At 45.4% G+C, this 26433-nt stretch carries 20 protein-coding genes; 8 read left to right on the forward strand and 12 right to left on the reverse strand.

Annotation, left to right across the window (positions count from 1 at the left end; all coding sequences use genetic code 11):
* Nucleotides 1–2: 2 nt before the first annotated feature.
* From U0033_RS14445 to U0033_RS14465, 5 genes are all read right to left on the reverse strand, one after another.
* Complete coding sequence (locus U0033_RS14445; RefSeq protein ID WP_072362613.1) at nucleotides 3–3116, reverse strand: SusC/RagA family TonB-linked outer membrane protein; 3114 nt, start codon at nucleotides 3114–3116, stop codon at nucleotides 3–5.
* A 388-nt stretch (nucleotides 3117–3504) separates the two neighbouring features.
* Nucleotides 3505–4251, reverse strand: a complete 747-nt coding sequence (locus U0033_RS14450; RefSeq protein WP_072362614.1) for a DeoR/GlpR family DNA-binding transcription regulator — start codon at nucleotides 4249–4251, stop codon at nucleotides 3505–3507.
* A gap of 137 nt (nucleotides 4252–4388) precedes the next feature.
* Nucleotides 4389–5582, reverse strand: a complete 1194-nt coding sequence (locus U0033_RS14455) for an anhydro-N-acetylmuramic acid kinase (RefSeq protein WP_072362615.1) — start codon at nucleotides 5580–5582, stop codon at nucleotides 4389–4391.
* Nucleotides 5575–6381 carry an N-acetylmuramic acid 6-phosphate etherase gene (gene murQ, locus U0033_RS14460; RefSeq protein ID WP_072362616.1) on the reverse strand — a complete coding sequence of 269 codons (807 nt, stop codon included), beginning with the start codon at nucleotides 6379–6381 and terminating at the stop codon, nucleotides 5575–5577. The genes U0033_RS14455 and murQ overlap by 8 nt, the downstream gene beginning before the upstream one ends.
* A 1-nt stretch (nucleotide 6382) precedes the next feature.
* Nucleotides 6383–7840: a sodium:solute symporter gene (locus U0033_RS14465; protein ID WP_072362617.1), complete on the reverse strand. Its 1458-nt coding sequence runs from the start codon at nucleotides 7838–7840 to the stop codon at nucleotides 6383–6385.
* 148 nt (nucleotides 7841–7988) lie between these two features.
* Between U0033_RS14465 and U0033_RS14470 the strand changes: the two genes are divergently transcribed.
* Complete coding sequence (locus tag U0033_RS14470; protein ID WP_072362618.1) at nucleotides 7989–10367, forward strand: glycoside hydrolase family 9 protein; 2379 nt, start codon at nucleotides 7989–7991, stop codon at nucleotides 10365–10367.
* Here U0033_RS14470 and U0033_RS14475 read toward each other — a convergent pair.
* Both U0033_RS14475 and proB read right to left on the reverse strand, forming a co-directional pair.
* Complete coding sequence (locus U0033_RS14475; RefSeq protein ID WP_072362619.1) at nucleotides 10364–11611, reverse strand: glutamate-5-semialdehyde dehydrogenase; 1248 nt, start codon at nucleotides 11609–11611, stop codon at nucleotides 10364–10366. The two genes, U0033_RS14470 and U0033_RS14475, sit on opposite strands and share 4 nt — an antisense overlap.
* Before the next feature lie 20 nt (nucleotides 11612–11631).
* A complete protein-coding gene (proB, locus tag U0033_RS14480) occupies nucleotides 11632–12666 on the reverse strand; it encodes a glutamate 5-kinase (RefSeq protein WP_072362620.1) in 1035 nt (344 codons plus the stop codon).
* Nucleotides 12667–12819: 153 nt separating this feature from the next.
* Between proB and U0033_RS14485 the strand changes: the two genes are divergently transcribed.
* The 7 genes from U0033_RS14485 to U0033_RS14515 all read left to right on the forward strand — a co-directional run bounded on the left by U0033_RS14485 (nucleotide 12820) and on the right by U0033_RS14515 (nucleotide 21250).
* Complete coding sequence (locus U0033_RS14485; RefSeq protein WP_177318628.1) at nucleotides 12820–14496, forward strand: SGNH/GDSL hydrolase family protein; 1677 nt, start codon at nucleotides 12820–12822, stop codon at nucleotides 14494–14496.
* Nucleotides 14497–14640: 144 nt separating this feature from the next.
* A complete protein-coding gene (locus tag U0033_RS14490) occupies nucleotides 14641–16950 on the forward strand; it encodes a GH92 family glycosyl hydrolase (protein WP_083571590.1) in 2310 nt (769 codons plus the stop codon).
* A 324-nt stretch (nucleotides 16951–17274) separates the two neighbouring features.
* Entirely contained in the window at nucleotides 17275–17748 is a 474-nt protein-coding gene (locus U0033_RS14495) for a hypothetical protein (RefSeq protein WP_072362622.1), read from the forward strand.
* Nucleotides 17749–18493: 745 nt separating this feature from the next.
* A complete protein-coding gene (locus U0033_RS14500; RefSeq protein ID WP_072362623.1) occupies nucleotides 18494–18958 on the forward strand; it encodes a hypothetical protein in 465 nt (154 codons plus the stop codon).
* A gap of 144 nt (nucleotides 18959–19102) precedes the next feature.
* Nucleotides 19103–19798 carry a hypothetical protein gene (locus U0033_RS14505; RefSeq protein WP_143150769.1) on the forward strand — a complete coding sequence of 232 codons (696 nt, stop codon included), beginning with the start codon at nucleotides 19103–19105 and terminating at the stop codon, nucleotides 19796–19798.
* Nucleotides 19765–20601 (forward strand): sensor histidine kinase, encoded by an 837-nt coding sequence (locus tag U0033_RS14510; protein WP_072362625.1) that lies wholly within the window; start codon nucleotides 19765–19767, stop codon nucleotides 20599–20601. The genes U0033_RS14505 and U0033_RS14510 overlap by 34 nt, the downstream gene beginning before the upstream one ends.
* Nucleotides 20573–21250 (forward strand): response regulator transcription factor, encoded by a 678-nt coding sequence (locus U0033_RS14515; protein ID WP_072362626.1) that lies wholly within the window; start codon nucleotides 20573–20575, stop codon nucleotides 21248–21250. Before U0033_RS14510 ends, U0033_RS14515 begins: the two co-directional genes overlap by 29 nt.
* Nucleotides 21251–21264: 14 nt before the next feature.
* Here the strand turns inward: U0033_RS14515 and U0033_RS14520 are convergent, their stop codons facing one another.
* Genes U0033_RS14520 through kduI form a run of 5 tightly spaced genes read right to left on the reverse strand, consistent with a single transcriptional unit; the run spans nucleotide 21265 to nucleotide 26410 of the window.
* Entirely contained in the window at nucleotides 21265–22515 is a 1251-nt protein-coding gene (locus U0033_RS14520) for a DUF2264 domain-containing protein (RefSeq protein ID WP_072362627.1), read from the reverse strand.
* Nucleotides 22512–23669, reverse strand: coding sequence for a glycoside hydrolase family 88 protein (locus tag U0033_RS14525; protein WP_072362628.1), 1158 nt, complete (start codon nucleotides 23667–23669; stop codon nucleotides 22512–22514). The genes U0033_RS14520 and U0033_RS14525 overlap by 4 nt, the downstream gene beginning before the upstream one ends.
* Nucleotides 23670–23689: 20 nt before the next feature.
* Nucleotides 23690–24763 (reverse strand): LacI family DNA-binding transcriptional regulator, encoded by a 1074-nt coding sequence (locus U0033_RS14530; RefSeq protein ID WP_072362629.1) that lies wholly within the window; start codon nucleotides 24761–24763, stop codon nucleotides 23690–23692.
* A 22-nt stretch (nucleotides 24764–24785) separates the two neighbouring features.
* Complete coding sequence (locus tag U0033_RS14535) at nucleotides 24786–25550, reverse strand: SDR family oxidoreductase (RefSeq protein ID WP_177318634.1); 765 nt, start codon at nucleotides 25548–25550, stop codon at nucleotides 24786–24788.
* A 23-nt stretch (nucleotides 25551–25573) separates the two neighbouring features.
* Nucleotides 25574–26410 (reverse strand): 5-dehydro-4-deoxy-D-glucuronate isomerase, encoded by an 837-nt coding sequence (gene kduI / locus U0033_RS14540; protein WP_072362631.1) that lies wholly within the window; start codon nucleotides 26408–26410, stop codon nucleotides 25574–25576.
* Nucleotides 26411–26433 lie beyond the last annotated feature (23 nt).

Consider the following 26433-nt stretch of genomic DNA (forward strand, 5'->3'; position numbering starts at 1 on the left):
GTTTAGAATTTGGCACGAATCGCTACGTTGAAAGTTCTTGGCGCAGGTACTGAACCGAAATCAATACCACGCAGGATTGTACTTTGCCCTGCAGCATTCACTTCCGGATCGTATCCTTTGTAGTGATCCCATGAATAAAGGTTTCGTCCACCCACGCTCACTGTCAGGTCACTGATTCCTTTTACCTTGCCTATATTGTAACTCAATGATACTTCTCTCAGTTTTACGAAAGAGCCATCATCAATTCTCCATTCCTGTATAGCATATACACCAGCGATATAACCACGGGGCAGCTGGCCCCTGTCTTCCTGTTCTGCTACTTTACCATTGTCCACACCTTGCCTGGTTCTGAAATCGGCATTGAATACATCGCCCCCCTGTACAGCATCCAGCTGTGTATGCAGGTTCCATTTTTTGTAAGTGAAATCGTTGGTCAAAGTTCCTGTCCAGTCAGGGTTTGGATCACCTATTTTCTTTTGCAGGGAAGTGTTACCTGTTGGTAAACCGTTGGCATCACGACCCGGCGTATAAGTCAGGGAAGAATTTTGTACACCGAGTTCTGTGAGCGGAATACCTGCTGCATTTTTGATCTGATTGCCATTGGCATCTCTTGCGAAGAAGGTGCCATAGAAGAAACCTATCGGTTCACCACTTAAAATAGCCACCGGTGCACCACTGTTTGTTGGATACAGAATGAGGTTCTTGCCGGTATTCAGCGCCTTGTTCCTGTTGTGGTTCCAGATAGCCGTCATGCTCCAGGTAAAGTCTTTTGTCTTTACAGGTTCTATATTCACGATTGCTTCCACACCATTGTTCTGCAGGGAACCCACATTGTCCAGTCGGCTGCTGTAGCCCTGTGTAGGTGCTATCGCGCTGGTGATGAGCAGATCGTTTACACGTTTACGATATACGTTCACCGATACGTTCAGCCGATTATCCAGGAAAGCCAGATCGGTACCGAACTCCAGTTCTTTCTGTCTTTCAGGTTTGATATCCGGGTTGGTGTAGGTAGTTTGTGAAGTGAAGGATGCTGCCCCTACGAAAGCCACTGCATTGTAAGTATTGAACCGGCCATAAGCAGGGATACCCGTCAGGTTACCGGATTCACCATACGCTGCTCGTAGTTTGAAGAGGTTCCACCATTTTGACACACCGAGCTTAGCCCAGTAGTCAGTACCTGAAATCACATAGCTACCACTCAGTTTAGTATACAGCTGGTTTCTTTCTGATTCACCGAATACAGATGAACCATCCATTCTCAATGCACCTGTCAGGAAGAGCTGATCACGGTACTTAAAGTTCTGCTGAATGAAGGCACCAGAGATAGATACTTCTGTACGCTGATCGGCACCTGTGATTGGCGTAGCTGCACCACTTACAGTCGTTACGTAAGGAGGCAGGCCACGCCCCTGCAGGAGGGTGTAATGCATTTTGGAATACTGTTGAGAGAAGCCTACCTGTGTTACAGAAGCCAGGCGACTGCTGATCTGCGCATTATAAGTGGCATTCACATCATGGTTGATCAGGAATGAATTGTTGGTACCTGCACTTGCATAACCATTCTGAGTTGGGTCCAGCAAAGCACCACCACCATAGAAACCAGAACTTACATTATAAGCGTAAGGCGGGATGAGGGTTGTACCATCCTGGCTATAATTATCAATACCCATATGATAGTCGATGGTCAGGTTCTTCACGGGTTTGAGTTTAAAACCCGCCCCCGCGATGATCCTGCTCGTTTGCTGCTGTTGTTTGATGTTTTCTATTACGGAAGCCGGGTTCACACGTCCACGCTCTCCTACTGCCATGATGTTTCCCTGCGCATCTCTTGCATGGATGTCATAATAGTTACCAATGATGGTAACAGCATTGGTAGGTGAGAAAAACGAGTTACCATCCGGCTTCTCGTTTGATTTGCTATAGATGTAGTTCATGCTGGCGTTGAAGCTGATCCATTTATTCAGTTCCTGATCGAGGTTCAAACGGAAACTGTAACGGTTGAAATCAGTATTCCTCACAATACCCTGGTTGTAGAGGTAACCGGCAGAAGCATAGTATTTGGTTTTATTTTGTCCGCCTGTAACAGAGATATTATTATCAGTGCCAATACCTGTGCGGAAGATGTAGTCCTGGTAATCGTACCGTTGTACACTGGTGCTGTTCCTGATAGTGGGCGTCAGGATCGTTTGTGTAGAGTCTGCCGGACTACCACCGAATTTCGTAGGTGCTTCATTTACATCCAGTTTTTTGCGCAGCTGGTTTACATTGAAGCTGGTGCTGAAATTGACCACCGGTACGCCATTGGAACCGCGCTTGGTAAAGATCTGCACGACACCGGCATTTGCACGGCTACCATAAATGGCTGCCGCTGCTGCACCATTCAGTACTTCAATACTTTCAATGTCTGCAGGGTTAATATCTACGATACGGCTCTGGCCTACATTACCCACTGAATTACCACCCGCATAACTGGCATCGGCATTGGTAACACGGGTAGTTGAGTTATCGATGATCACACCATCGATGATATACAGGGGATCGGTAGAACCACTGATAGTACTGGTACCACGGAGTTTTACAGAGATCCCGCCGGCAGGATCACCAGAGTTTTGTGTAACCTGTGCTCCGGCAGTTTTACCCTGTAAAGCAGCCAGCACGTTGCCTGTACCACCTTTTGTCAGTTCTGCCGCTTTTACCGTGCTCACATAGCTACCTAACTGTTTGCGGGTAGTACCGGCTGATGTACCTGTAACCACCACTTCATCCAGTTTGGATACAGAGGTACCAAGCTGTGTATTTAATGTATAAGTTTTACCTGTACCAATTACCAGGTCACTTTGTTTCGGAGCGAAACCGATACCGGAAAAACTTATAGTATAAGTACCTGGTTTCAGATCGGCGTTGATCACAAAGTTTCCATCTCCATCAGTCATCGCACCTGACCTGGTGTTTTTGATGGCTACTGTGATCCCAGGCAATGCTGCGCCGGCTTCGTCTGTTACTTTACCTGTCAGCTTTACCTGTGCAAAGGCTGCGGCAGCAGTGAAACACTGCATGATAAAGAAGAGTAACAGGTACCTGCACCTGAGGTGCCGGAATAATTGATACATTCTCATAGCTAATTTTTAAATGTGAAGACGATAGATCCAGGCATAGTATCCCCATGTCCCGTAGGGATAAATGTTTTTTTAATGATGGTATAACGACGCTTTTATGCGTCATTGCTTTCTAATTGAAATATGATTACAGGTTGTTGGTTGATGGCAATAAATTCCCCTTGCCAGTTTTCAGGCGAAATAATTTCACTGGTTACGACAACGGTCCTGCAAAATAAATGACTGATTATGCTTTGAGCATGGCTTCCATACTGAACGACGAGTTTGATTTCGGGTCGCTATGCTCCCCATAGTTTATTCACAAGTGTTTACTTATTACGATTCCTTAAGCCGGCCGCAGGCTTCAGCCCCGACCTTTTAAATAAAATGTAACACAGGTCACTCCCTATTATAATATCTGAATGCCTTTCTTCTTATACGGCTGTAATTTTTTCGAATTCGGTGGCAGTTCTGTGATCAGAATATCTATATCTTCCACATCACAAATCTTCAGCTGCTCTGCTGTATCCAGCTTTTCTGAAATGGATAACACCACCACTTTTTTAGATGTACTGATCATGGCACGCTTTACCTGTACCACTTCCCAGTCATTATCCGTCAGTCCATCACTTGCATCCATTGCATTATTCCCCAGGAAACAGAGATCCGCTTTGATCATCTTTATCTTCGAAATCGCTTCTCCACCGACTGTGATCTTGGAACCTTTTGCCAGTTTATCTCCGATTACGATCACTTCAATGTTAGGATGGTTGGCATATTCAAAAGCTGCCGGTAAACTTACCGTGATGAAAGTGGCCTGCAGATCCTTTGGCAGCATCCGTGCCAGTTCTGCGATAGTAGTACCACCCGTTGTTAATACAAACATGCCATCCTGGATCAGTTGTACCGCTTTTAATGCGATGGTCTTTTTATCTTCTACAGCATATACATCCTGCGAAGTGATACCGAGATGAAAAGAATTGGATAACGCGCCACCATGTACCTTGATGATCTTACCTTCCTGCGCCAGTTCTGCCAGATCTCTGCGGATCGTATCCTCAGATACCTGGATCTGTTCACTCAGATGTGAAGACAGCACCTTGTTATGTAAGTTCACCTGATGAAGTATATAGGCGTGGCGTTCTTCTTTTAGCATCCCGCTTTTATTGGTTTGATTGAAAATAGAATATTGGTGCGATCTGGAAATGAAATTCAGCAAAAAAACGCACAAATCCAAATATAAATCCGCATTTTTTGCTGATTCACGCCATTCTTTTGGGGAAAATTGCCGGTTTATGCAGGAAATGAAAATTTTCCCATCGTAACCGCCGGCATTCCGGGCTTCCCGAATTGAATGCCCTCTCCCATCACCGCTTCATTTGCCAAGATAGCAAATAAAACCGCTTCTTTTGCATCTCCCGCTATTCCCAGTTGACTGGTCGTGCTTATCTTTAGTTGAGGCATGCGGGCTTTGATCAACCCGACCAGGAGCGGATTGTGTGCACCGCCACCACTCATATACACGGCGTAAGATCTATTTGCATCCAATACGCTTAGGAGTGCATCTGTAATTGTATCTGCACTGAAACGGGTCAATGTTGCCATTACATCAAATGAAGACAAATTGTTGGTTTCACTTTTTGATTGTGCCTGCAATACATATTCCTTACTGAATAATTCAGGGCCGGTAGTGCGGGGAAATCCTTCTTTAAAAAAGGAGTTCTCTTTCAAAGCAGTTAATAGTTTTTCATTCACTGTGCCCTGCTTTGCAAACTGCGCATCCTCATCAAATTCTTTCTGGAAATAATGACGGGAAAATGCATCCAGCAGGGTATTGCCTGGTCCTGTATCTGTTACAAACACCTTGTTTGCATCCAGTGATCCCGGCAGGAATGTAAAGTTCGCAATACCACCCATATTCAGCATGATCCTGTCTTCTCCCTGCTGAGAGAATAAACAGTAATCACCGTACAAAGCGAGTGGTGCTCCCTCCCCTCCCGCTGCTATATGCTTCTGGCGAAAATCACTCAGGGTGATGATGCCCGTTTTCACAGCAATATGATCACCGTCTCCGATCTGCAAAGTAGCATTCGGAAAGGCTGCCTGCTGATGTAATATCTTAGGACTATGAAATACTGTTTGCCCGTGCGATGCAATGAGATCTACTTCGGCAGGAGCTATCTTCCATTTCTCCAGGCACTGTAAGATCCACGCTGCATGATGAGCTGCAATCCATGGATTGAGCAGGCATAACTGCTGAAACGAAATCGTTTCTTTTGCAAAGATCTTACGGATCTCCTCTTTTACTGCCAGTGGATAAGGTACTGTTTCAAATTGCTCCAGCAACACTTTCGTGTCCATTCCACTACCGCTGACCGCACACAGGGCCACATCCAGCCCGTCGAGCGATGTACCCGACATGAGCCCGATAATACGCCGTACCGGCTTTTGCGCGATGGTAAAGAGTCTGTGTAAATTACTATTCATGCATCCGGCTTTCGATAGCAGCCCTGATACTGCCATGTTTTTCCAACAGTTGTTTTGCCCGGTCCTGGTCCACGCCCGTTTCACTCATCACCATTCTGATACCCCTGTCTATCAGTTTATGATTGCTCAGTTGCATATCCACCATCTTATTCCCTTTCACCCTGCCCAGTTGTATCATAACCGTAGTAGAGATCATATTCAGTACCAGTTTCTGTGCAGTACCTGCTTTCATACGGGTGCTTCCTGTCAGGAATTCCGCACCTACCGGCACTTCTACAGGGTATTCTACTGCTGCGGCCAGCGGACTATGCAGGTTGCAGGTAATACAACCTGTCAGGATTCCCCTTGCACGCATCTGTTGTACACCACCTATTACATAAGGAGTTGTACCTGATGCAGCAATACCGATCACAACATCATGCCCGTTAATATTATATGCATCCAGGTCTTTTGTGGCCTGTGCTTTATCATCTTCTGCAAATTCTACTGCTTTGCGGATGGCCGTATCACCTCCTGCTATCAACCCTATGACAAGATCAAAACCTACACCAAATGTAGGCGGACATTCTGATGCATCCAGGATGCCCAATCGCCCGCTGGTACCCGCTCCTATGTAAAAAAGGCGACCTCCTTTTTTCATTTGTGCTACGGTAGCTGTCACCAGCTTTTCGATTTGCGGCAGCGCCTTTGCGACTGCCTGTGGCACAGTATTGTCCTCGTTGTTGATCCCTTCCAGGATGGCTTTGATGCTCATCTTTTCCAGGTTGTTATAATGGGATGAACTTTCAGTAGTTAGCATATTATAATAAAGTTTTTTCTGCGGGTTTTGAGAAGATCCATAGGCCGGCAAACATCAGTAAGCCATTTATCAGTAATAGTTCCAAACCTATTTTAAACTCGCCCAGTATTGATGATTGATAAGTATCCAGCAATAAACAAACCAATGGTGCTACCACTGCAATCACAGGTACAGCCTTGTCATGAACACGACGATTCGTGAGGATCCCAAAGGAGAATAAACCCAGTAATGGTCCATAAGTATAACTCGCTACAATGAGGATCACCCCAATCATGCTGGCACTACTCACCCATTTAAAGACCATCACAAACAGCAGGAAGATCAATGTAAAAACAAGGTGCACGCGCTGCCTGATAGCTTTTCTTTCCCTTTCACCCAGTGATACATCCCTGTTAATACCCAGGATATCTATGCAGAAACAGGAGGTCAATGCTGTGATGGCACCATCTGCACTTGGGAATAAGGCAGAGATCAGGGCCACTATAAAGATAATTGACATGTAAGCAGGCATGTGGTTCAATGCCAGTGCAGGGAAGAGTTTATCACCCTTTACATTTACATTCAGCTGCTCTGCATACAGGTATAATAAACCACCTAAGAAAAGGAACAGGAGCAATACCACCATCAGGATGAGTGACAGGGTTACCACATTTTTCTGTGCATCTTTCAGTGTTTTTACAGAGATATTTTTCTGCATCATTTCCTGGTCCATACCTGTCATAGTAATGGTGATGAATGCACCCCCCAGGATCTGTTTCAGGAAGAATAACTTGCTATCCGGATCACCAAAGAAGATCCTTGTCATACCCCTCTGCGACATTCTGTTGATACTTTCACCCATGCTGATATCCATGCTGTGCAGGATATAAATGGTGCAGAGCACCAGGCCCAGCAACATACAGGTGGTTTGCAGGGTATCGGTATAGACAATCGTTTTCACGCCTCCTTCAAATGTATAGAGCAGGATCATGAGCAGGATCACCAGCGTTGTGACCCAGAAAGGAATACCGAACTGGTTCATGATTGCTTCCTGCAGAATATTTACCACGAGGTACAACCTTGCAGTAGCACCCAGTGTTCTGGATAATATAAAAAAGGAAGCTCCTGTTTTGTAAGAAGCCACGCCAAAACGGGTCTCCAGGTAATGATAAATAGAGGTGAGCTTCAACCGGTAATACAAAGGCAGGAGCACAAAGGCAATGACCAGGTAACCGATCAGGTAACCAATCGTGACCTGGAAATAAGAGAAGGAATTCTTTGCTACATCCCCTGGCACACTTACAAAAGTGACACCGCTCAGGGAGGTACCAATCATCCCAAAGGCAACCAGCATCCAGTTGGAATTGCGGTTACCAATAAAAAAGGATTCGTTACTGGAATTACGGCCGGTATACCAGGCTACTACCAATAAGACAATAAAATAAACGACAACAATTGAGAATAAAAGCACTGGTGACATAACCGATATACAATTTTGGCAGATAAAACCGCATAAAAACGCATTCCCTCAAATAAACTTACAGAGAAAAACGCAAAAAAACTAAAATAATATGCAAAAAGACGAATAAATTTACATTCATCCTGATTCCACAGACAAAGATAAGTGTATGAAAAAACTATCCATACTATTGCTGCTCCTGTTTTTACAGCTTTCGGTTACTGCCGGCTGGATCCGTATTAATCAGCTCGGGTACCGGCCTGCAGGAATGAAAGTCGCTGTTTGGTGCAGTAAAGGCCAAGATACATTAAAAAATTTTGAGGTAATTGATGTGCACAGCGGTAAAGTGGTGTACAGGCATGCTGCGGGAAAAGCCGCAGGTGCCTATGGTCCGTTTGCACAAACCTGCAGACTGGATTTTACCGCTTTGCAGCGGGCAGGGCTATATTATATCCAGGCAGGTGAAACCCGTTCTCCACAGTTTGCAATCGACGAAGGAGTGTATGCAGGGGCGGCTGAATTTTGTTTAAGATATATGCGGCAGCAAAGGAGTGGGTTCAATCCCTTTTTGAAAGATAGCTGTCATACCCATGATGGGTTTACGGTGTATGCCCCTAAAGATACTTTTGTGAATGTTTCCGGGGGATGGCATGATGCCACCGATTATTTGCAATATGCCACTACCTCGGCCAATGCGACTTATCATTTATTAGCCGCTTGCAGAGACTTCCCGGGCGTGTTCGGAGATACGGTGCAGGCAAATGGTTTGAGCGGAAAAAACGGCTTCTCTGATGCCATGGATGAGGCAAAATGGGGGCTGGACTGGTTACTTAAAATGAATCCTGCCGATGACTGGCTGTTCAACCAGATTGGCGACGACAGGGATCACCAGGGTATGCGCCTCCCCAAACAGGATACAAACTTTTACCAGCATGGCCTGGAGCGGCCTGTTTATTTTTGTTCCGGCCAACCGCAGGGCTTGTTGAAATATAAAAACAGGGCAACCGGCATTGCTTCTACAGCAGGTAAGTTTGCAAGTTGTTTTGCACTAGGATCACAGTTGTTCTCTTCTTCTTTCATGCAGGATAAAGCGATAGCTGCCTATCAATTAGGTTTGAAACATCCCGGTGTATGCCAGACAGCACCGGGTCGCTCTCCTTATTTTTATGAAGAAGATAATTGGGCAGATGATATGGAACTGGCAGCAGCGATGTTGTCTAAACCTGCGGAGGCCATGGCTTTTGCCAGGCAGGAGCCCGTGACTCCCTGGTTAGGAAAAGACACGGCCAGGCATTACCAATGGTATCCTTTTATTAATCCCGGGCACTATGAATTAGCAAAGCAAGTAAAGGGTGCACAAAGGGATAGCCTCATTCAATTTTATAAAGAAGGGATTGAACGTGTATGGCGCAAGGCTGATCACAATGCATTTTATCGCGCCATTCCCTTTATATGGTGTAGTAATAATTTAACCACTGCTTTTACGATTCAATGTTACTGGTACAGGCAACTAAGTGGAGATAATACTTACCTGCCATTAGAGCAGGCATGCTTTGACTGGTTATTTGGCTGCAATCCCTGGGGTACTTCTATGGTGTATGGATTGCCGGCAAACGGCGATACACCTGCTGATCCGCATTCTTCTTTTTCACATCTGAAACAGTACCCGATTGATGGAGGACTAGTTGATGGTCCTGTATACACCAGTATTTATAAGGGTTTGATCGGGATTAAACTGGAGCATGAAGATGAGTATGCCGCATTTCAAAGTGATCTCGCCGTTTACCACGATGACTTTGGGGATTATAGTACGAATGAACCTACCATGGATGGAACGGCAGTGCTGATCTATTTATTAGCTGCCCAGGAAAGTGCATTGAAGGGGATTACAAGAACTGATAGCACTAAAAAAGAGATCTCCCTCGTGTTCACTGCTGATGAATTTGCAGATGGATTACCCACCATTACGCGTGTTTTGAAACAACAAAAAGTAAAGGCTTCTTTCTTCTTCACAGGTAAATTTTACGAGCGGAATAATGTGGGGGAATTGATTAAAGAGGGTCATTATTTAGGCCCACATTCTGATCAGCATTTATTGTATTGTGACTGGAAAAAGAGAGATAGTCTGTTAGTAACGCAGGCAGAATTTAAGACGGATATGTTGCAGTGTTTATCTAAAATGTCTACAGCAGGTGTGGATACTTCGCGGGTCAGATATTTTATTCCTCCTTATGAATGGTGGAATAATAAAGTGGCGGATTGGGCTGCTGATATGGGTTTGCAGGTGGTGAACTTTACGCCGGGTACAGGCAGCAACGCTGATTATACCTATCCGGAAATGGGTGCTGCTTACAAAAGCAGTGCAGCTATTCTCAAATCCATCTCCAATTTTAAAGGTCGATTGAATGGTGTGATCCTGCTGATCCATGCAGGCACTGATCCCCGGCGTAAAGATAAATTGTATGATCACCTTGGTGAGCTGATCACCCTATTGAAAAAAGAAGGTTATACTTTTAGAAAAATTAACGAACCCGGTCAATTGAATTAACGTACCTGGCCATCTCCTCTCACAAACCATTTTTCCGTCACCAGTTTTTCCAGTGCAAATGGTCCGCGGGCATGGAGTTTCTGGGTAGAGATCCCGATCTCTGCACCTAATCCAAATACACCACCATCTGTGAAACGGGTGCTGGCATTGACATACACCGCAGCAGCATCTACTTCGTTCAGGAAGCGTTCACTGATCACCGCATCGTTGGATACGATGGCTTCAGAATGTTTGGAAGAGAATTCCTGAATATGCTTTAATGCTTCTTCTACACCATTTACAATTTTGACAGAGCATTTAAAATCGAGAAATTCACGACCAAAATCCCCCGGTGCTGCATGCTGTAAATATGGATAAGATAAGCCTTCCAATATCTTATAAGAAGGAGCATCTGCAAAGATCTCTACATTATAAGCCGCCAGTGAAGGTGCTAACAATGTTAATAAACCAGTTGCCACCTGCTCATCTACCAGCACGGTATCCAGTGAATTACATACTGAAGGACGACTTACTTTTGCATTCGTTACGATCTTAGCAGCCTTCTCCAGGTCAGCAGTCGCTTCAACATAAGTATGACATACACCTGCACCTGTTTCTATCACAGGCACCTTGCTATTTGCACGTACATATTCAATCAGCTGTTGTGAGCCTCTTGGTATGATGATATCAATATATTTTACTGCTGTCAGCATCTCCTGGATCAGTGCACGATCTACGGGCAGCAATTGTACGGCATGTATATTTACGTTGAACGCCTTCAGTACATCCTGGATGATCTGTACTAATATCGTATTTGTATGGAAAGCATCGGAACCGCCTCTTAATACACAAACATTACCTGAACGGATACACAGTGCTGCTACATCAAGGGTTACATTAGGCCTTGATTCGTAAATCACACCTACAACCCCCAGGGGCACAGTACGCTTCTGTACATGCAAACCATTGTCCAGCGTACGTTCCAACACGACTTCATTTGCAGGATCAGGCAGGGCGGCTATTTCATTCAGACTATCTGCGAGTTGTTTAATCCGCACTTCATTCAGCAATAAGCGATCCTTCTTCGGGTCTTCGTCAGACATTTTATCCAGGTCCTTTTTGTTTTCGGCTACGATCGCTGCTGTTTGTGCCGAGACTTGTACTGCCAGTTTGCGCAGCAGTTGTTGCTTCTGCTCATCGGCGAGTGACTTTATAGCGCTGGTAGCCTGTTGGGCATCTACCAGCATTTGTTGTATGCTTTGCATGGTGAATTCTTTTTCAATTGCTACAGCAATACGATGTCGTCTGCATGTGCAACCTCAAGGTCATGTTGCTTGTTATCTTCCGAGAGTAAGTCAGAAGAAACTTTTGCGCGTGCCACAGCGATTACATTGTGCTCTTCGTCTACTATTTCAAATACTTCTCCTCCTTCGAATGCATCGAGCACTGATAATACACCTACTGCCAGCAAGCTACGTCTTTTCTGTAGTGCTGTCAGTGCACCGGCATCTACCAGTACGCGGCCTGTTACCAGGCTACCGCTGGCCAGCCATTTCTTTCTTGCAGGCATGCTGCATTCCTGTGGTAAGCATACGGTGCCGGTGCTGCCTGCTATTGCGTTCAGGATACCATCGGTGGTATGAATACCAAAGATCACCACACCTATTCCCATCCTGGTAGCGAGGCGGGCAAAGGTGAGTTTAGACACCATGCCACCCAGGCCTACTGATGATTTCTTTGTATCTGCGAGTGATAATATTGATTCGTTGATTTCCGGGACTTCCGGCACTACTTTTCCGTCTTTATCCAGCAATCCGCCTACGGAGGTACTGAATAACAGCAAAGAGGCTCCAAAGCCTACGGCAATCAGTGTAGCCAGTTCATCGTTGTCAGAAAATTTCAATTCCAGGTCGCTCACTACGTCATTTTCATTTGCTACCGGGATGACATTGCTTGCCCACAGTTCTTCGTACGTTTTTTTCAGTTGCAGGAACTGTTGCCTGTTACTGAAGTGACGGCGTTCGCAGAGGCTTTGGGCAATGGCGATGTTGTACGGAGAGAAATAACGGGCATACTTGCTAAGGAGCAAGGGGTTGCCGATGGCAGCTGCCGCTTTGCGCTCACTGATGGTGCCACTGTATTCGTGCAGGAATTTTTTGCCTGCAGCTACTGCTCCTGAAGAAACTAACACGATATTGTACTGCTCCTGTAATTCTGCCACCTGACGGGCTATTGAAGCTATGATCGTCTCATCCAGCTCGCCATCTGCATGTGTGATGGAGGCTGATCCAAATTTAATTACGAGTATCGGTTTAGTCACTGTCCCAAAAATTTGTGATCAAAATTATTCAAATTGCTGAGTATATTTTAAAAAAAGTATTTTGTGGTTTGTGATTTTATGGCCAATGTGCTTCGCGCAAAGGCCTACAGGATAGATACCTCTTATTTTCTTTAATTTAAATTTCATTCTCCTTTGAAAAACTGCCGCATTCCACAATTAGCCATGCTGGCCATTATCAGCCTGATCTGTGGCACAGCCCATGCCCAGCAGGATACCGGGTACCACTGGTATACGCCCTCCCGGATTGAAGGCCAGGGTTTCCCCGTAGCCGCTAAATATGACAGATTACCCGCTAAAGCAGAAAAAACGGTGCCTCCCAAAGTCTGGAACTTATCAAGGATGAGTGCCGGTTTGTCGTTAAGATTTCGGACTTCGGCAGCAGATCTCGTGGTGCGGTACGTGGTAACGGGCAAACAGGATATGCCCCATATGCCGGCTACAGGGGCCAGTGGCGTGGATCTATATAGTATAGATCCAAACGGAGAATGGAAATGGAGTGCGGGGAAATACAGTTTCGGGGATACCATTACTTATCGTTTTCCTGGTTTGAGCAAAAATATAGGGGAATATCGCCTGTATTTGCCGCTTTATAATACCTTGAAGTGGCTGGAAGTAGGTAGCAGGGAGGATTCTATTCATTTTCTGCCGCTGAGACAAGAGAAACCTATTGTAATATATGGTACTTCCATTGCCCAGGGTGCCTGCGCCTCCCGCCCGGGATTAGCATGGGCCAATCAATTAGACAGGATCCTGGACCGGCCGGTGATCAACCTGGCCTTTGCCGGAAACGGGAAACTGGATCCACCGGTAACGGAGCTACTGACAGAAATAGATGCAAAAATATATGTGCTGGATTGCCTGCCCAATATCGGGGGCCTGCCTGCAGCTGAGATCAAGGACAAGGTATTGACGGCAGTAAAACAGATCCGGAAGGTTAAACCTCATACGCCGATCTTATTGGTTGAACATGGGCATATCAGCGGCAATGCGGCACAGGAAGCGGCTTATGAGCAATTACTCCTGGATGGGGTGAAGCAATTATACCTGCTCCCTGCTGCGCAATTAGGCATGGGCCTGGAAAGCACGGTAGATGGAACACATCCTAATGATATTGGTATGCAGCAATATGCAAACGGGTATGCACAGGCACTTAGAGAGATCTTTCATGAGCCTGTTGGCAACATCAATACAACGATTCCCTGCCGCCAATATCGTGAGTTGGTCCGGTATGACTGGGATCTTCGCCATTATACACAGCTGAGCATGAACAAAAAGGAAGCTCCCGAAGTGCTGATCATCGGTAATTCCATCATCCACTTCTGGGGCGGAACACCAGCCGGCCCTATAGCCAGGGGAACTGACTCCTGGCCAGCAGCTGCACGAAATATGGGTTTTGGATGGGATCGGATCGAAAATGTGCTTTGGCGGGTTTATCATGATGAACTGGATGGTTTTGAGGCAAAGAAGATTGTCATTATGATAGGTACCAATAACCTGCAAATGAATAATGATCCGGAGATCATTGCTGGTTTACAGCAATTAATTCTCGCCGTTAAAGAAAGACAACCGAAGGCAGAAATATTGCTGGCGGGTATACTGCCAAGAGTAGACATGGCAGAAAGAGTGGCAAAAATTAATAAAAGTATTCTCCGCCTGGCAGGCAGTTTACAGGTACAGTTTATCAACCCGGGGCAGGTATTGCTGAAGCCAGATCAGGCTCCCGACAGCTCACTTTACACAGATGGCCTGCATCCTAATAACACAGGTTATAGCAAACTGGCCGGCTACCTGCAACCTTATTTGAAATAGATTTACAATTCATTTAAACTTCCACAGGTTTTCTGCACAAATACCGGCCATACATTTACATTTCATTTAAACTCTTTGACCCAACTATGACACGTGTTTTGAACCGTGCCTGTACTTTACAACGCTTAAAAATCAATTGAACCAATGGGTGCACGTTTTGTTTATCACCTTACAATGTTGACGGCGTTTACGCTCTTAGCCGGGGAATCTTCACAGGCACAGGAAAAAGACCTGACGCCTTATGTGAAACCTATCATCGGTACAGCCAAAATGGGGCATGTGTACCCAGGGGCTACCGTGCCTTTCGGCATGGTGCAACTCAGCCCGGACACGGATACCATTCCTTATGAAATGAATGGAAAATATAACCCGGATGTGTATAAATATTGCGCGGGTTATCAGTATTCAGACAAAACAATTTGTGGATTTAGCCATACTCACTTCAGCGGCACCGGCCATTCTGACCTGGGTGATTTTCTCATTATGCCCACCACAGGGCAGCTGCGCCTGAACCCGGGTACAGCAGCGCATCCTGAAACTGGCTACCGCAGTACTTTCTCTCATGACAATGAAACCGCTGCTGCCGATTACTACAAAGTAAAGCTGGACAAATACAATATCACAGCCGAACTCACGGCTACCAACAGGGTGGGTTTTCACCAATATACTTTTGCTGAAGCTACAGATCAGGCACATATCATCCTCGATCTGATGGCAGGCATTTATAATTATTCCAACAAGAATGTGTGGACCTTTGTAAGGGTGGAAAATGATACACTGATTACAGGTTACCGCCAGACGAATGGCTGGGCAAGAACAAGGATCGAATACTTCGCGATGTCTTTCTCCAAACCATTCTACCAATATGGTCACCAGAACCAGACGAACGATGTGTACAGGGGTTTCTGGAGAAAGTTCGACACGAACCACAACTTCCCGGAAATGGCGGGAAGACAGATCCGCGCTTATTTTGACTTCAAGGTAGCTGCCGGCGAAAAGGTGAAGATCAAGTTTGCATTATCACCAGTAAGCACAGAAGGCGCACTGAAAAACCTGAGAGCTGAAGCACCGGGATGGGATTTTGAAAAAGTGAAGGCAGATGGTCAGGCCCTCTGGAATAAAGAACTGCATAAGATCGATGCGCAACTGCTGAATGAAGATGAGATGGTGAACTTCTATACCGCTATGTATCATGCATTCATCAGTCCTACCACTTATATGGATGTAGATGGTAACTATCGTGGTTTGGATCAGAATATTCACCAGGCGCAAAACTTTACTAACTATACAACATTCTCCCTCTGGGATACTTACCGTGCTTTGCATCCCCTGTTCAATATCATTCAGCCAAAACGCAATGCGGATATGGCACAGAGCATGCTGGCACACTTTGATCAGAGTGCACAGCACATGCTGCCGGTATGGTCACATTATGCAAATGAGAACTGGTGTATGATTGGCTACCACAGTGTATCAGTCATTGCTGATGCGGTGATGAAAGGCAATGCACCTTTCGATGCGAACAAGGCGCTGGATGCCTGTGTAACGACGGCACGTCATCGCAATTATGATGGCCTGGGTTACTTTATGGATAATGGTTATGTTCCTGAAGACAAGAGTGGTGCTTCTGTATCCAAAACACTGGAATATGCTTATGATGACTGGTGTATTGCACAAATGGCGAAGAAACTGAACAGGAATGATATCTATACTGAGTTCATGAAGCGTGCGGAAAACTACAAAAACGTGTACGATCCGGCTTCAGGATATATGCGCCCACGCCTGAGTGATGGCAGCTTTAAGAAGGAATTTGATCCACTGAAGACCGATAACCAGGGCTTCATAGAAGGGAATGCATGGAACTACAGTTTATATGTACCACAGGATCCAGCAGCAATGATTGCGCTGCGTGGCGATAAGAAAGCGTTTTCCCGTCACCTGGATTCCCTGTTTACCATGCACCTGCCTGATGAATTCTTTGCAGAGACAGAGGATATTACCAGGGATGGTATTATTGGTAACTATGTACATGGTAATGAGCCTTCTCATCATGCTGCTTATTTATACAACTGGACAGGTGAGCCCTGGAAAACACAGGAACGTGTGAGAATGATCCTGAAGAAAATGTATAAGCCGGCGGCAGATGGTTTGGGTGGTAATGATGATTGCGGTCAGATGAGTGCCTGGTACATCTTTACTTCTTTAGGTTTCTACCCGGTTTGCCCAGGATCTACAGCTTACATTTTGGGTAGCCCTGCGGTAAAAAATGCAGTATTAAACCTGGATAACGGGAAGACGTTTACGGTAGAGGCGCCGAATCAGAGTGAGACGAATGTATATGTGCAAAAGGTAACACTGAATGGTAAGCCGGTGCTAAGTAATTCAATTACGCATGAAGATATAATGAATGGTGGTAAGCTCGTGTTTTACATGGGCGCGAAGCCAAAGAAATAAGTTACAACTTATTTCTTTCGAAAGGCTCCTTTGAGGTTATGATACCTTGAAGGGGCCTTTTTTAGTACCCTGAAGACACCTGGAATTCGCTCGCATCCGTACATTATAAGTTCACTACAAGTACACCAGTATATCACCTCATTATCTCTGGGATATACAAGTGACCTTCTAGTGACTAATAAGTGTCGGAGAAGCGTAAAACACAAAGCGAAGACTCACTGAAGAAGGAGTGATGATTTTCAGGGGGTATGGAGCTGGTTTGATGGGGGGTGGCTCCTCTGGAGCGAATGATTTAGTAAATTTAGAAGAACGAACCCTGCATGTATGGAATCTTCATCGCAACCCAACCATTACAGGTTACATCACCTGGGCATCGGCGATATTCAGCTGGGCCGAAGGCCTGGACACATTCCAGGGATGCTGCCTTTTAACCTTTACACGGGCAGACATCATTTCAGCGTTTCACCGCATGGCGGTCTTTACCATGTTTTTAACAGGCCTATCAGGTGTACGATTGAGCACAAGGATAGTGGGATTGATTTGAGTCATCTATTCGCAGGTGTGAATGAGAATGAGTTTATCAACAGGCTATTCATTTACCCGGATCGACCTGGTTTTCAGCTGGCTACACGCCTCAGCAATTTATATGGGGAGCCTACCGCATTCAATAACTGGGTAACGGAGAGTGATACAGAGATTACTTTGCGGACCTCGGATGCATTGTTGCAAACGGTCATTGGATTTCGGTTTTTATATGATATGACTGCGTTGAGAGACTATGAAGTGAGCGTGGTATAAAAAAGAAAAGGCCTGCTAAAAAGCAGGCCAGTTATGGTACTTTGGGGGGGACAATACAATTTAGGGTTTTCAAAGGGTACAATATTTTAAATCAGCATTCAGGCTAATTGCCTGATCAATATTATTAAAAATAAAGTTGACGCAGCACGTTTGATGGATGAATATGTTCGTTGCATTTGCTATGTTTGGTTAACTGGTTATAACATCCGAATAAACACGCAATGAGCAAAATGCCTGTCAGTCATGCTGGTAGGAGTTTTTTGGCGGATAAATTGCTGAGATACAGATTCAGTTTTACGATTTCGTGGGGTTAAAAAACCGGCAATGAATCAACACGAAACGTACCTATACGCAATTACAAACTGCGTGAATCACGGTATTTTAAAGCCCGTGGTTTCACGGTATTCAAGATCTCCATTCTAAAGTGTAATCGTAACAGTCCTGAACAGACCGAAGGAGTATCCCAAAATCAGGTGGTATGCAGAAAAAAAATACCCACACCGATAATTACCGGTATAAATGCACCGTTATTAACGCAGTTATTACTGCATTTTTACAGGAAAATTGAGTAGAAAAGTTCGGTTTTTGCATTAGACAAAATCACATATGAATTGATTAGACAGTAATTACGAATTTATACACATTATAATGTTATGATTATTAATAACTTACAGTAATAACTGTATTTATTTTGAATTAGTTTTATGTTGTCAATGAGATTTTCAAAACCTAAATTAAATATCTTATGTCAGCCGCTACTATTATGAAAGCCGGTCAATTTGTAAACGATAAGCATGTAACCATGCTCAAAAATAATTACAGGGAAAACAGATGGAAAGCAAACTCTGAGCGCCTGGGTAAAATGGACTCTCTGAGTGTTTGGTACAGCCTGGATGAACTGAAGCACTATATTGAGACAGCTGAAGCTGCAGGTGCGGACGGTATCAGGGTATACTGGGGTGTATATCCTTCTTCATTCCCTGAAAACATCCTGTTGGAAGACAGACAAACGATCGTTTTCGTTGCTACTCAACAGAAAGTAAGCGAAACCGGTAAAACTGAAAATAAAGATCTGTATGTTTCCACACCTAATGGGGCTGAGATCGTAGCTTTCAATTTTGGTTACATTTGCCCTCCAGCCTGTGTTGGACAAGCTGGGAACGAATTTGAAGGGGTGAAAATTGAGGCAAAACAGACCAGTAAGATCTAAGATATTATCCATTTCGATATTGGATATTAAATTATGCTGCCGGATCACTCATCCGGCAGTTTTTTTTCTTAAAATAAATTTTACGCGGCTTTTACTACCTTTCAACGATCAATAACTGTTTAAAAGCTATCGTATTAATTTCTTATGTCCTGTGTACTACTGAACGTTTTAACGTTGTCACATTTTTCACTCTACCAGCAGCCGGTTAATGTCATGACAATCCTGTTGTGCTTTATCGTTGCTTTGCTTGCCAAACTACAGAAACAGCCTCCCGCTTATATTAACTCTTTCATTATTTATATCGCCATTACCTTCTCGGTTGAGATCATAACATACTGGTATAGTTTCCACAATATGAATAATGTGAAAATTTATAATTTCTATGCTATACTGAATTTCACTTACCTGCTTTTTCTGCTCCGCTCCTTCCTGTCTACTCCTAAAGTGATCCGGGCACTGAGCTATGCCATTATCATTTTCCCCATCGTGGGGCTGCTGAATATGCTTTTTATACAGGGTAACGTGCTTTTTAACACCTATACTTATATGCTGGGCTGCCTGGCAGTGGTGATCTCCTGTATCTTTTACTTCTATGAACGGATCAAATTTCCCGGTCCGCATAGCCTGCTCCAGGACCCTACATTTTGGACAGCCACAGGGCTCTTATTCTTCTATACCTGTAGCCTTCCGCTAAATGGTTTAATGAATTTCATTTCAAATATGCCGTTTATTGTATTTTCTACGCTACATGTAACAAATATTATGATAAATATTATTCTATATTTATTCTTTAGTATTTCGTTCATATGCAATCTGATTTTCAGGAAATCTTCCCTGTAGTATTTACATCTATCTTCCTGCTGGTATTACTGGTGGGCTTCATTATCATTATGCTGATTCTGAATCAGAAAGGTCGTCTTGCGCAGGCCCAGGAGCTGCGATTGCTCAAAGAACGCTATGAGCAGGAACTGCTGCGGTCCCAGCTGGAAATCCAGGAAAACGTGTTTGGACATCTATCCCAGGAGATCCATGACAACATTGGCCAGTCGCTGACCTTTGTGGCCCTTTCCCTGCTCACCGTTCCCGTAGAAAACAACAGTGAAGCACATGAATACATAGAAGAAAGCCGAAAGGCTCTGCAGAAGGCTATTACAGAATTACGAGACCTGTCGCGCAGCCTCCATACTGACAGAATTACGGAAGTGGGTTTAGGACAAAGTATCAATTTCGAGCTTGAAAGACTAAGACGAACCAATTTGTACGAAACTTCCTTTAATTTTGCAGACATCCGGAACCTGCTTGATCACCAGACAGAAATCATTGTCTTTCGCATCGTACAGGAAATGTTGAACAATATTGTAAAGCATGCCAAGGCGACTAAAGTGGAAGTCAGGCTTTCACATAACACAGACTTTATTGACCTGGAAATAACTGATAACGGAATAGGTTTTGACCAGGAAGCCCTGTTTGCCGACTTAAACCAGCACAAGGGTCTTGGATTGAGAAACATCCGTAAAAGAGCCAGTCTTATTGGTGGAACCTTTCAGATCAACAGCGCTAAGAACAGCGGAACTGCTATCCGAATCACTATACCCGTAAACAAACAATCATTCCATGAGCATAACCAGGAAAGCGAAATATAGTGTTGCCATTGCTGATGACCATGTACTTGTCAGAAAAGCCCTTGGGCGATTAATTAACACTTTTGCGGATTATTTCATTCTGTTCGAAGCGAACAATGGAGAAGAAGTGATCAAAATCATTAACAACCGGGAAATGCAGCTGCCCGATATCCTCATTCTCGACGTGAATATGCCGGGTATGAACGGATATGAGACTGCGACCTGGATCAATAACCATTTCCCTCAGATCAAGGTATTGGCCCTGTCCATGCTGAACGATGAATCTGTGATCATTAAGATGCTGAAATCCGGTGCGAAGGGATACATTATGAAGAATGTAGAACCCGATGACCTGAAAGAAGCCTTTGATTCTATCATCAAAAAAGACTTCTACCTGCCCGATTATATCTCCGGCAAGGTGATCTCTGGTCTTCAGAAAGATGTATTGTCGCTGAGTGAAAAGATCGAACTCACACCCAAGGAAAAGACCTTCCTACAATACCTTTGTACTGAATTATCCTACAAAGAAATTGCACAAAAGATGTTCGTAAGCCCACGCACCATCGACGACTACAAGAGCAGTCTTTGCGATAAACTGAAAGTTAAAACCAGGGTAGGTTTAGTGATTTTTGGTATCCGGTACGGACTGATTGATATTAATACAGACTAAGAAATGAATAACCATTATAAGGCATGATCCTTCAGCACCGGTTTCCCTTTCCATGCTTTCTGCGATGTCCATTCTTCCGGAGCACCGGTCCAGAAAGTGTGTGTGGAAGGTAACCCTAATGCAAGAAATGCAACTGTACACAAATAAGAGCTGCCGGTAGAAGTATAGACATCCGCTATTTCCGGCTGATGGCCACAAAAGCCCAGCTGCATCCAACCCTTTTGATCAAAGGTTTCAGGCGCTTCGAAGATGCGCTTCTTGACTGCTGTCAATGCACACCGCACCTGTGCCGGCGAGAGACTATCAGGTAGCTGGTCGTTTAATGCCAGTTGTGCAAGGGGCTGGAAACCCGCATTTCTATAAGCCATGGAACGGCCTACCACCGGGAATGTGCCTTCAGGAGAGATCAGTCTTTCCTGGATCACCCCGTAGCGCTGCATTCTTTGTAATGCCTGCTCATACTCTGATTTCGGGGCCTTGCCTTTGGCTACCAGTACTTTCAGTATATCGAGGAGCATGGGCTGGATGACGAAGCCATTGTAATAGTCAAAGTGAAAATCTGTACCATCGCCATACATGCCGTCTCCTTTGTACCATTCCTGGTGCTTTTTAACGGCAAAGTCTACACGCATGGCATCCCATTCTTCACCAAACTGCAATAAGGCGGTTTCGATCATGGCAGCAAAGAGCAGCCAGTTATTGTAACCGGGTTTGATACTTCTTAAGCTTTTGAATGCTGCGACAACCTGCTGTTTTGTCTTTTCCGGCAAAGGTTCCCATAGCTGCTTTGGAGCCCGGAGAAAGCCATGTGCCAGGAAAGCACCATCTACCAGCGGCTGCCCGTCATACTGACCGGTGAAGTTCATGTAATCAGGCCCGGAGGGGTTTACAGCCTGTGCGGTGGCTTCCTGTGCCAGTCTGATCATACGACCCCGTATTTTGCCTTCTGCGGTTTCGTCTGCGCCCAGTTCCAGCCAGGGAGCAATGCCCGCCATCGTACGGCCAAAAGCCTCGAGGTAGGTCACCTTTTCGACGGGTTTGCTGTAAGCAGGAGCTACTTCCAAAGGCATTACCTTTTTCAGTTGCCCTTTACTCAGGTTATACAATACCGGCTCTGCAATGCGAACCATGAGGGAGGTCCAGTATTCCCTGTCATGCAGGGATTCAGTATGGGTGGTGATGGATGTGGGTAACATACTACCTGCTTTTGCGGCGGTGGCCAAACCGGCTAGTGGTACTGCCTGTATAAAACGCCGCCTGTTCATTTGCTATATTTTTTATAACGAAGCAATGCTTCTACAAAGTAATAATCTGCATAGGTCAGCGGTACATCGACTTCTGAATTTGCCGGCAGGTGGCCTACGCTGTGTTTGAGTATGAAGTGATTGTTCGTGCCTTCTTTTGCTAAATATTCATCGCTGCAAAGTGTTTGAAGGATCTGTTCTGCCGTCTGGAAATAAGCCTGATTCTTTGTATACTGACTGAGTTCCAGCAATGCAGCAGCCATCACAGCACCAGCGGATGCATCGCGTTTTGCATGTGGAATATCGGGTGCATCAAAATCCCAGTAAGGTACTTTATCAGCTGGCAGATGCGGGATGATATAGTTGGCTATTTTCTTTGCCTGTTCCAGGTAAGCAGCATTTTTTGTTTCCCTGTACATCATGGTGTAACCATATAAACCCCATGCCTGACCACGGGCCCAGGCGGAGCTGTCAGCAAATCCCTGCGCGGTATTTTTTGCTACCACAGCTCCTGTAGCAGGATCATAACCGATTACGTGGTAAGAGCTGTAATCAGGTCTGAAATGGTGCTGCATGGTTGTATTAGCATGTGTACGGGCAATGTGTGCAAAGGAAGTATCACCGGTTACTTTGCTGGCCCAGGTCAGCAATTCCAGGTTCATCATGTTATCGATGATCACCGGGTATTTCCATTTGCCATGATCCCATGATTTGATGCAACCAACTACCGGGTTGAAGCGGGTGCTGAGGGTGCGGGCACTGGTGATCAATACCTGTTTATCCTTTGGATCTTTGGTAAGGCGGTAGGCATTGCCATAACTGCAATACATCATGAATCCAAGATCGTGTGTGGTTTTGTTATATTGCTCCTTTTGCACCTCGTTGGTCCGCTTACGTGCTTCCTTCAGTATGCTTTGATCTTTTGAATATTCGTAGAGATACCATAGTGTACCGGGGTAAAATCCGGATGTCCACCATTCGGTATCGGAGGTGATGAGTTGACCGGTTAAATTGTTAGTAGTCCGGGGCATTAAGGTATCCGGAACCTGGGTCATCATTTGTTTGTATTGCTTAACAGCGAGGTTCAGGGCTTTGTCAGCCGGCACCTGGGCGTTTACGGAAATTGCAGTACCTGTGAGCAGCACGCTGCCCAGGAGGAAGAGTAGTTGTTTCATGCGTGAATAGTTCGTTTATACTATTGACTCTTTTTGCGTTTGTTGACTTTTATTTTTGTGTCTGCCTGCGCTACTTCGGATGAAGCACGTTTTACCAGCTGAATAGGTACCATGGCTGCAGCGTGGCGCTGTGGTGTTTGCCTGGGTTGTTGCATCAGGTCCAGCAGTGCTTCGGCTACCCGCTCTCCCATGAGTGCGGGGAACTGGTCTACTGAAGTGATGCCCGGGTGGATGATCTCTGCTCTCGGGTCATTGGAGTAGCCGACAATCTTCAGGTCTTCCGGTACGCGGACATTGATCTTCCTGCAATATTCCAGTATGGTAATGGCAGTGGTATCATTGGCAGCAAATACGCCATCGGGATAGGGTTGCTTTGCAAAGATCTTTTCGCATACCTGCCATGCGTTGTCACGGGTTAACTCCTGGTAAAAAACCCTTGATTTTTTAAAAGGAATTTTGTGTTGCTGCAGGGCATGTTTAAAACCAGCTACCCGTTCTACATAGAGGTTACAGGTGAGCGGGCCGGAGATGTGCACAATGTCTTTGCAACCCTGTTCGATCAGGTGTTGGGTCACAGTCAGACCACCCAGGTAATCATCGCCTTTCACGACGGTTACATCATAGTTCTTTGGCACCCTGTCAAAGAATACCAATGGTATATTGTTATCCTTGAAGATATCGAAGTGTGAGAAGTCTGTAGTGGATAATGTAGTGGATACTGCCAGTGCATCGATTCGTGCTGAATAGAGGGTATTGGTCAAAGCCACTTCCTGTTCATAAGAATCGTTGGACTGACAGATGATCACATTATATCCGTGCTCCTGGAGTTTGTTTTGTACGACTGTGCTGATAGTAGCGGGGAAGAACATAGAAATACGCGGCACGAGTAAACCGATGGTTTTACTCCGGTTATTGCGCAAACCTGCTGCCATTGCATTTGGACGGTAGCCCAGTTTGCGGGCCATCTTCTTCACTTTCTCTTTGGTGCGGGCGCTGATATTGGGGTGGTCATTCAGTGCCCTGGAAACAGTAGACACTGAAAGGCCCAGTTCTTCCGCAATATCGACGATCGTTTTTTCTGTTCTTTTATTCATATATCAGCATGTAGACATCGTACTATCGACCCATCCAGCCTCCGTCCACTGTCAGGATAGTGCCGTGAACATAGTCCGAGGCCGCGGAGGCCAGGAATACGGCAGGACCCTGGAAGTCTTCGGGCGTACCCCAACGGCCTGCGGGGATACGTGATAAGATAGCAGTGCTCCGTTCTTCATCTGCGCGAAGGGCGGCGGTATTATCTGTAGCGATGTACCCCGGGGCAATAGCGTTGACATTGATGCCTTTGCCTGCCCATTCATTGGCAAATGCCTTCACCAGCGATCCTACGGCACCTTTGCTGGCAGCATACCCCGGCACATTGATGCCTCCCTGGAAGGTCAGTAACGATGCTGTAAAGATAATCTTTCCATGGCCGTGAGAAAGCATCTGTTTACCAATTTCGCGGGTGAGGATAAATGGTGCATCGAGGTTGATGCCCAATACTTCATCCCAGTATTCATCCGGATGTTCGGCAGCCGGTTTGCGCAGAATAGTGCCTGCATTGTTAATGAGGATATCGATAACAGGGAATTGCGCAGTGATTGTTTTTATGAATGCATAGAGTGATTCCCGGTTTCCCATATCGCAGGTATAACCATAGAATTTTCTGCCTGTTGCCTGCACGGCTTTTTCTACTTCGCTCCCTGTTGGTTCCAGGGAAGCAGATACACCTATTATATCTGCGCCTGCTTCTGCCAGCGCTACGGCAATACCTTTACCTATACCCCGTTTGGCACCGGTGACCAGGGCCACCTTGCCTGAGAGGTCGAATGACTGCAGTATCATAATGCGTTATTTTTTCCAGGTTATCGTAAATCAGGTACTGCACATACATCCATGTCTCCGTAGTCGAGGTTTTCGCCTGCCATGCCCCAGATGAAGGTATAGTTGCTGGTACCGGCACCGGAGTGAATGGACCATGGTGGGGAGATGACAGCCTGTTCATTCTGCATCCAGATATGACGTGTTTCCTGGGGCTGGCCCCAGAAGTGGCAAATAGACTGGCCATCGGGTACTTCGAAGTAGAAGTAGACCTCCATCCGCCTGTCATGTGTATGAGCTGGAATAGTGTTCCAGATGCTGCCTGGTTTGAGTTCTGTCATGCCCATCTGCAACTGGCAGGTAGGTAATACGGAGGCAACCAGCAGTTTATTGATGGTACGGTGATTGGCGGTTTCCATGCTACCCAGGGTCACGATTTCGGCATCTTTTTTAGTTACCAGTCGTGTTGGATAAGTTTGGTGAGCCGGGGTAGAGTTGATGTAAAACTTAGCAGGCTCCTCGCTGTCATTGCTGCTGAACAGTACATCCTGTTTGCCTTTGCCTATATAGAGCGCTTCTTTGAAGCCTACTTCAAATATTTCTCCGTCTATCTGCACTTTGCCCGGGGCACCTACATTGATAATGCCCAGTTCCCGGCGTTCCAGGAAGTAGGTGGCTTTCAGCTGATCGGGCGCTTCCAGTTTTATGGTAGTGTTTACCGGCATGATGCCCCCTGTGATGAATCTATCGTAATGACTATACACCAATACCGGGTTGTCGGCAATGAAAAGCTTTTCAATGAGCAGTTCATTCCTGGTTTCGTCTGTCGTCCACCGCAACACGGAGGCTGGGCTGGTGGCATATCTAGTTTCGGCAGTCATATGGCTGACAATTAATTTTTAGA

The organism is Chitinophaga sancti (assembly GCF_034424315.1).
Taxonomy (GTDB): domain Bacteria; phylum Bacteroidota; class Bacteroidia; order Chitinophagales; family Chitinophagaceae; genus Chitinophaga; species Chitinophaga sancti.

What these genes read in the sequence shown, in the direction of transcription:
- U0033_RS14445 (WP_072362613.1), bottom strand. Translation starts at nt 3,116, where the DNA reads ATGAGAATGTATCAATTATTCCGGCACCTCAGGTGCAGGTACCTGTTA.
- U0033_RS14450 (WP_072362614.1), bottom strand. Translation starts at nt 4,251, where the DNA reads ATGCTAAAAGAAGAACGCCACGCCTATATACTTCATCAGGTGAACTTA.
- U0033_RS14455 (WP_072362615.1), bottom strand. Translation starts at nt 5,582, where the DNA reads ATGAATAGTAATTTACACAGACTCTTTACCATCGCGCAAAAGCCGGTA.
- murQ (WP_072362616.1), bottom strand. Translation starts at nt 6,381, where the DNA reads ATGCTAACTACTGAAAGTTCATCCCATTATAACAACCTGGAAAAGATG.
- U0033_RS14465 (WP_072362617.1), bottom strand. Translation starts at nt 7,840, where the DNA reads ATGTCACCAGTGCTTTTATTCTCAATTGTTGTCGTTTATTTTATTGTC.
- U0033_RS14470 (WP_072362618.1), top strand. Translation starts at nt 7,989, where the DNA reads ATGAAAAAACTATCCATACTATTGCTGCTCCTGTTTTTACAGCTTTCG.
- U0033_RS14475 (WP_072362619.1), bottom strand. Translation starts at nt 11,611, where the DNA reads ATGCAAAGCATACAACAAATGCTGGTAGATGCCCAACAGGCTACCAGC.
- U0033_RS14490 (WP_083571590.1), top strand. Translation starts at nt 14,641, where the DNA reads ATGGGTGCACGTTTTGTTTATCACCTTACAATGTTGACGGCGTTTACG.
- U0033_RS14495 (WP_072362622.1), top strand. Translation starts at nt 17,275, where the DNA reads ATGGAATCTTCATCGCAACCCAACCATTACAGGTTACATCACCTGGGC.
- U0033_RS14500 (WP_072362623.1), top strand. Translation starts at nt 18,494, where the DNA reads ATGTCAGCCGCTACTATTATGAAAGCCGGTCAATTTGTAAACGATAAG.
- U0033_RS14505 (WP_143150769.1), top strand. Translation starts at nt 19,103, where the DNA reads ATGTCCTGTGTACTACTGAACGTTTTAACGTTGTCACATTTTTCACTC.
- U0033_RS14510 (WP_072362625.1), top strand. Translation starts at nt 19,765, where the DNA reads ATGCAATCTGATTTTCAGGAAATCTTCCCTGTAGTATTTACATCTATC.
- U0033_RS14515 (WP_072362626.1), top strand. Translation starts at nt 20,573, where the DNA reads ATGAGCATAACCAGGAAAGCGAAATATAGTGTTGCCATTGCTGATGAC.
- U0033_RS14520 (WP_072362627.1), bottom strand. Translation starts at nt 22,515, where the DNA reads ATGAACAGGCGGCGTTTTATACAGGCAGTACCACTAGCCGGTTTGGCC.
- U0033_RS14525 (WP_072362628.1), bottom strand. Translation starts at nt 23,669, where the DNA reads ATGAAACAACTACTCTTCCTCCTGGGCAGCGTGCTGCTCACAGGTACT.
- U0033_RS14530 (WP_072362629.1), bottom strand. Translation starts at nt 24,763, where the DNA reads ATGAATAAAAGAACAGAAAAAACGATCGTCGATATTGCGGAAGAACTG.
- kduI (WP_072362631.1), bottom strand. Translation starts at nt 26,410, where the DNA reads ATGACTGCCGAAACTAGATATGCCACCAGCCCAGCCTCCGTGTTGCGG.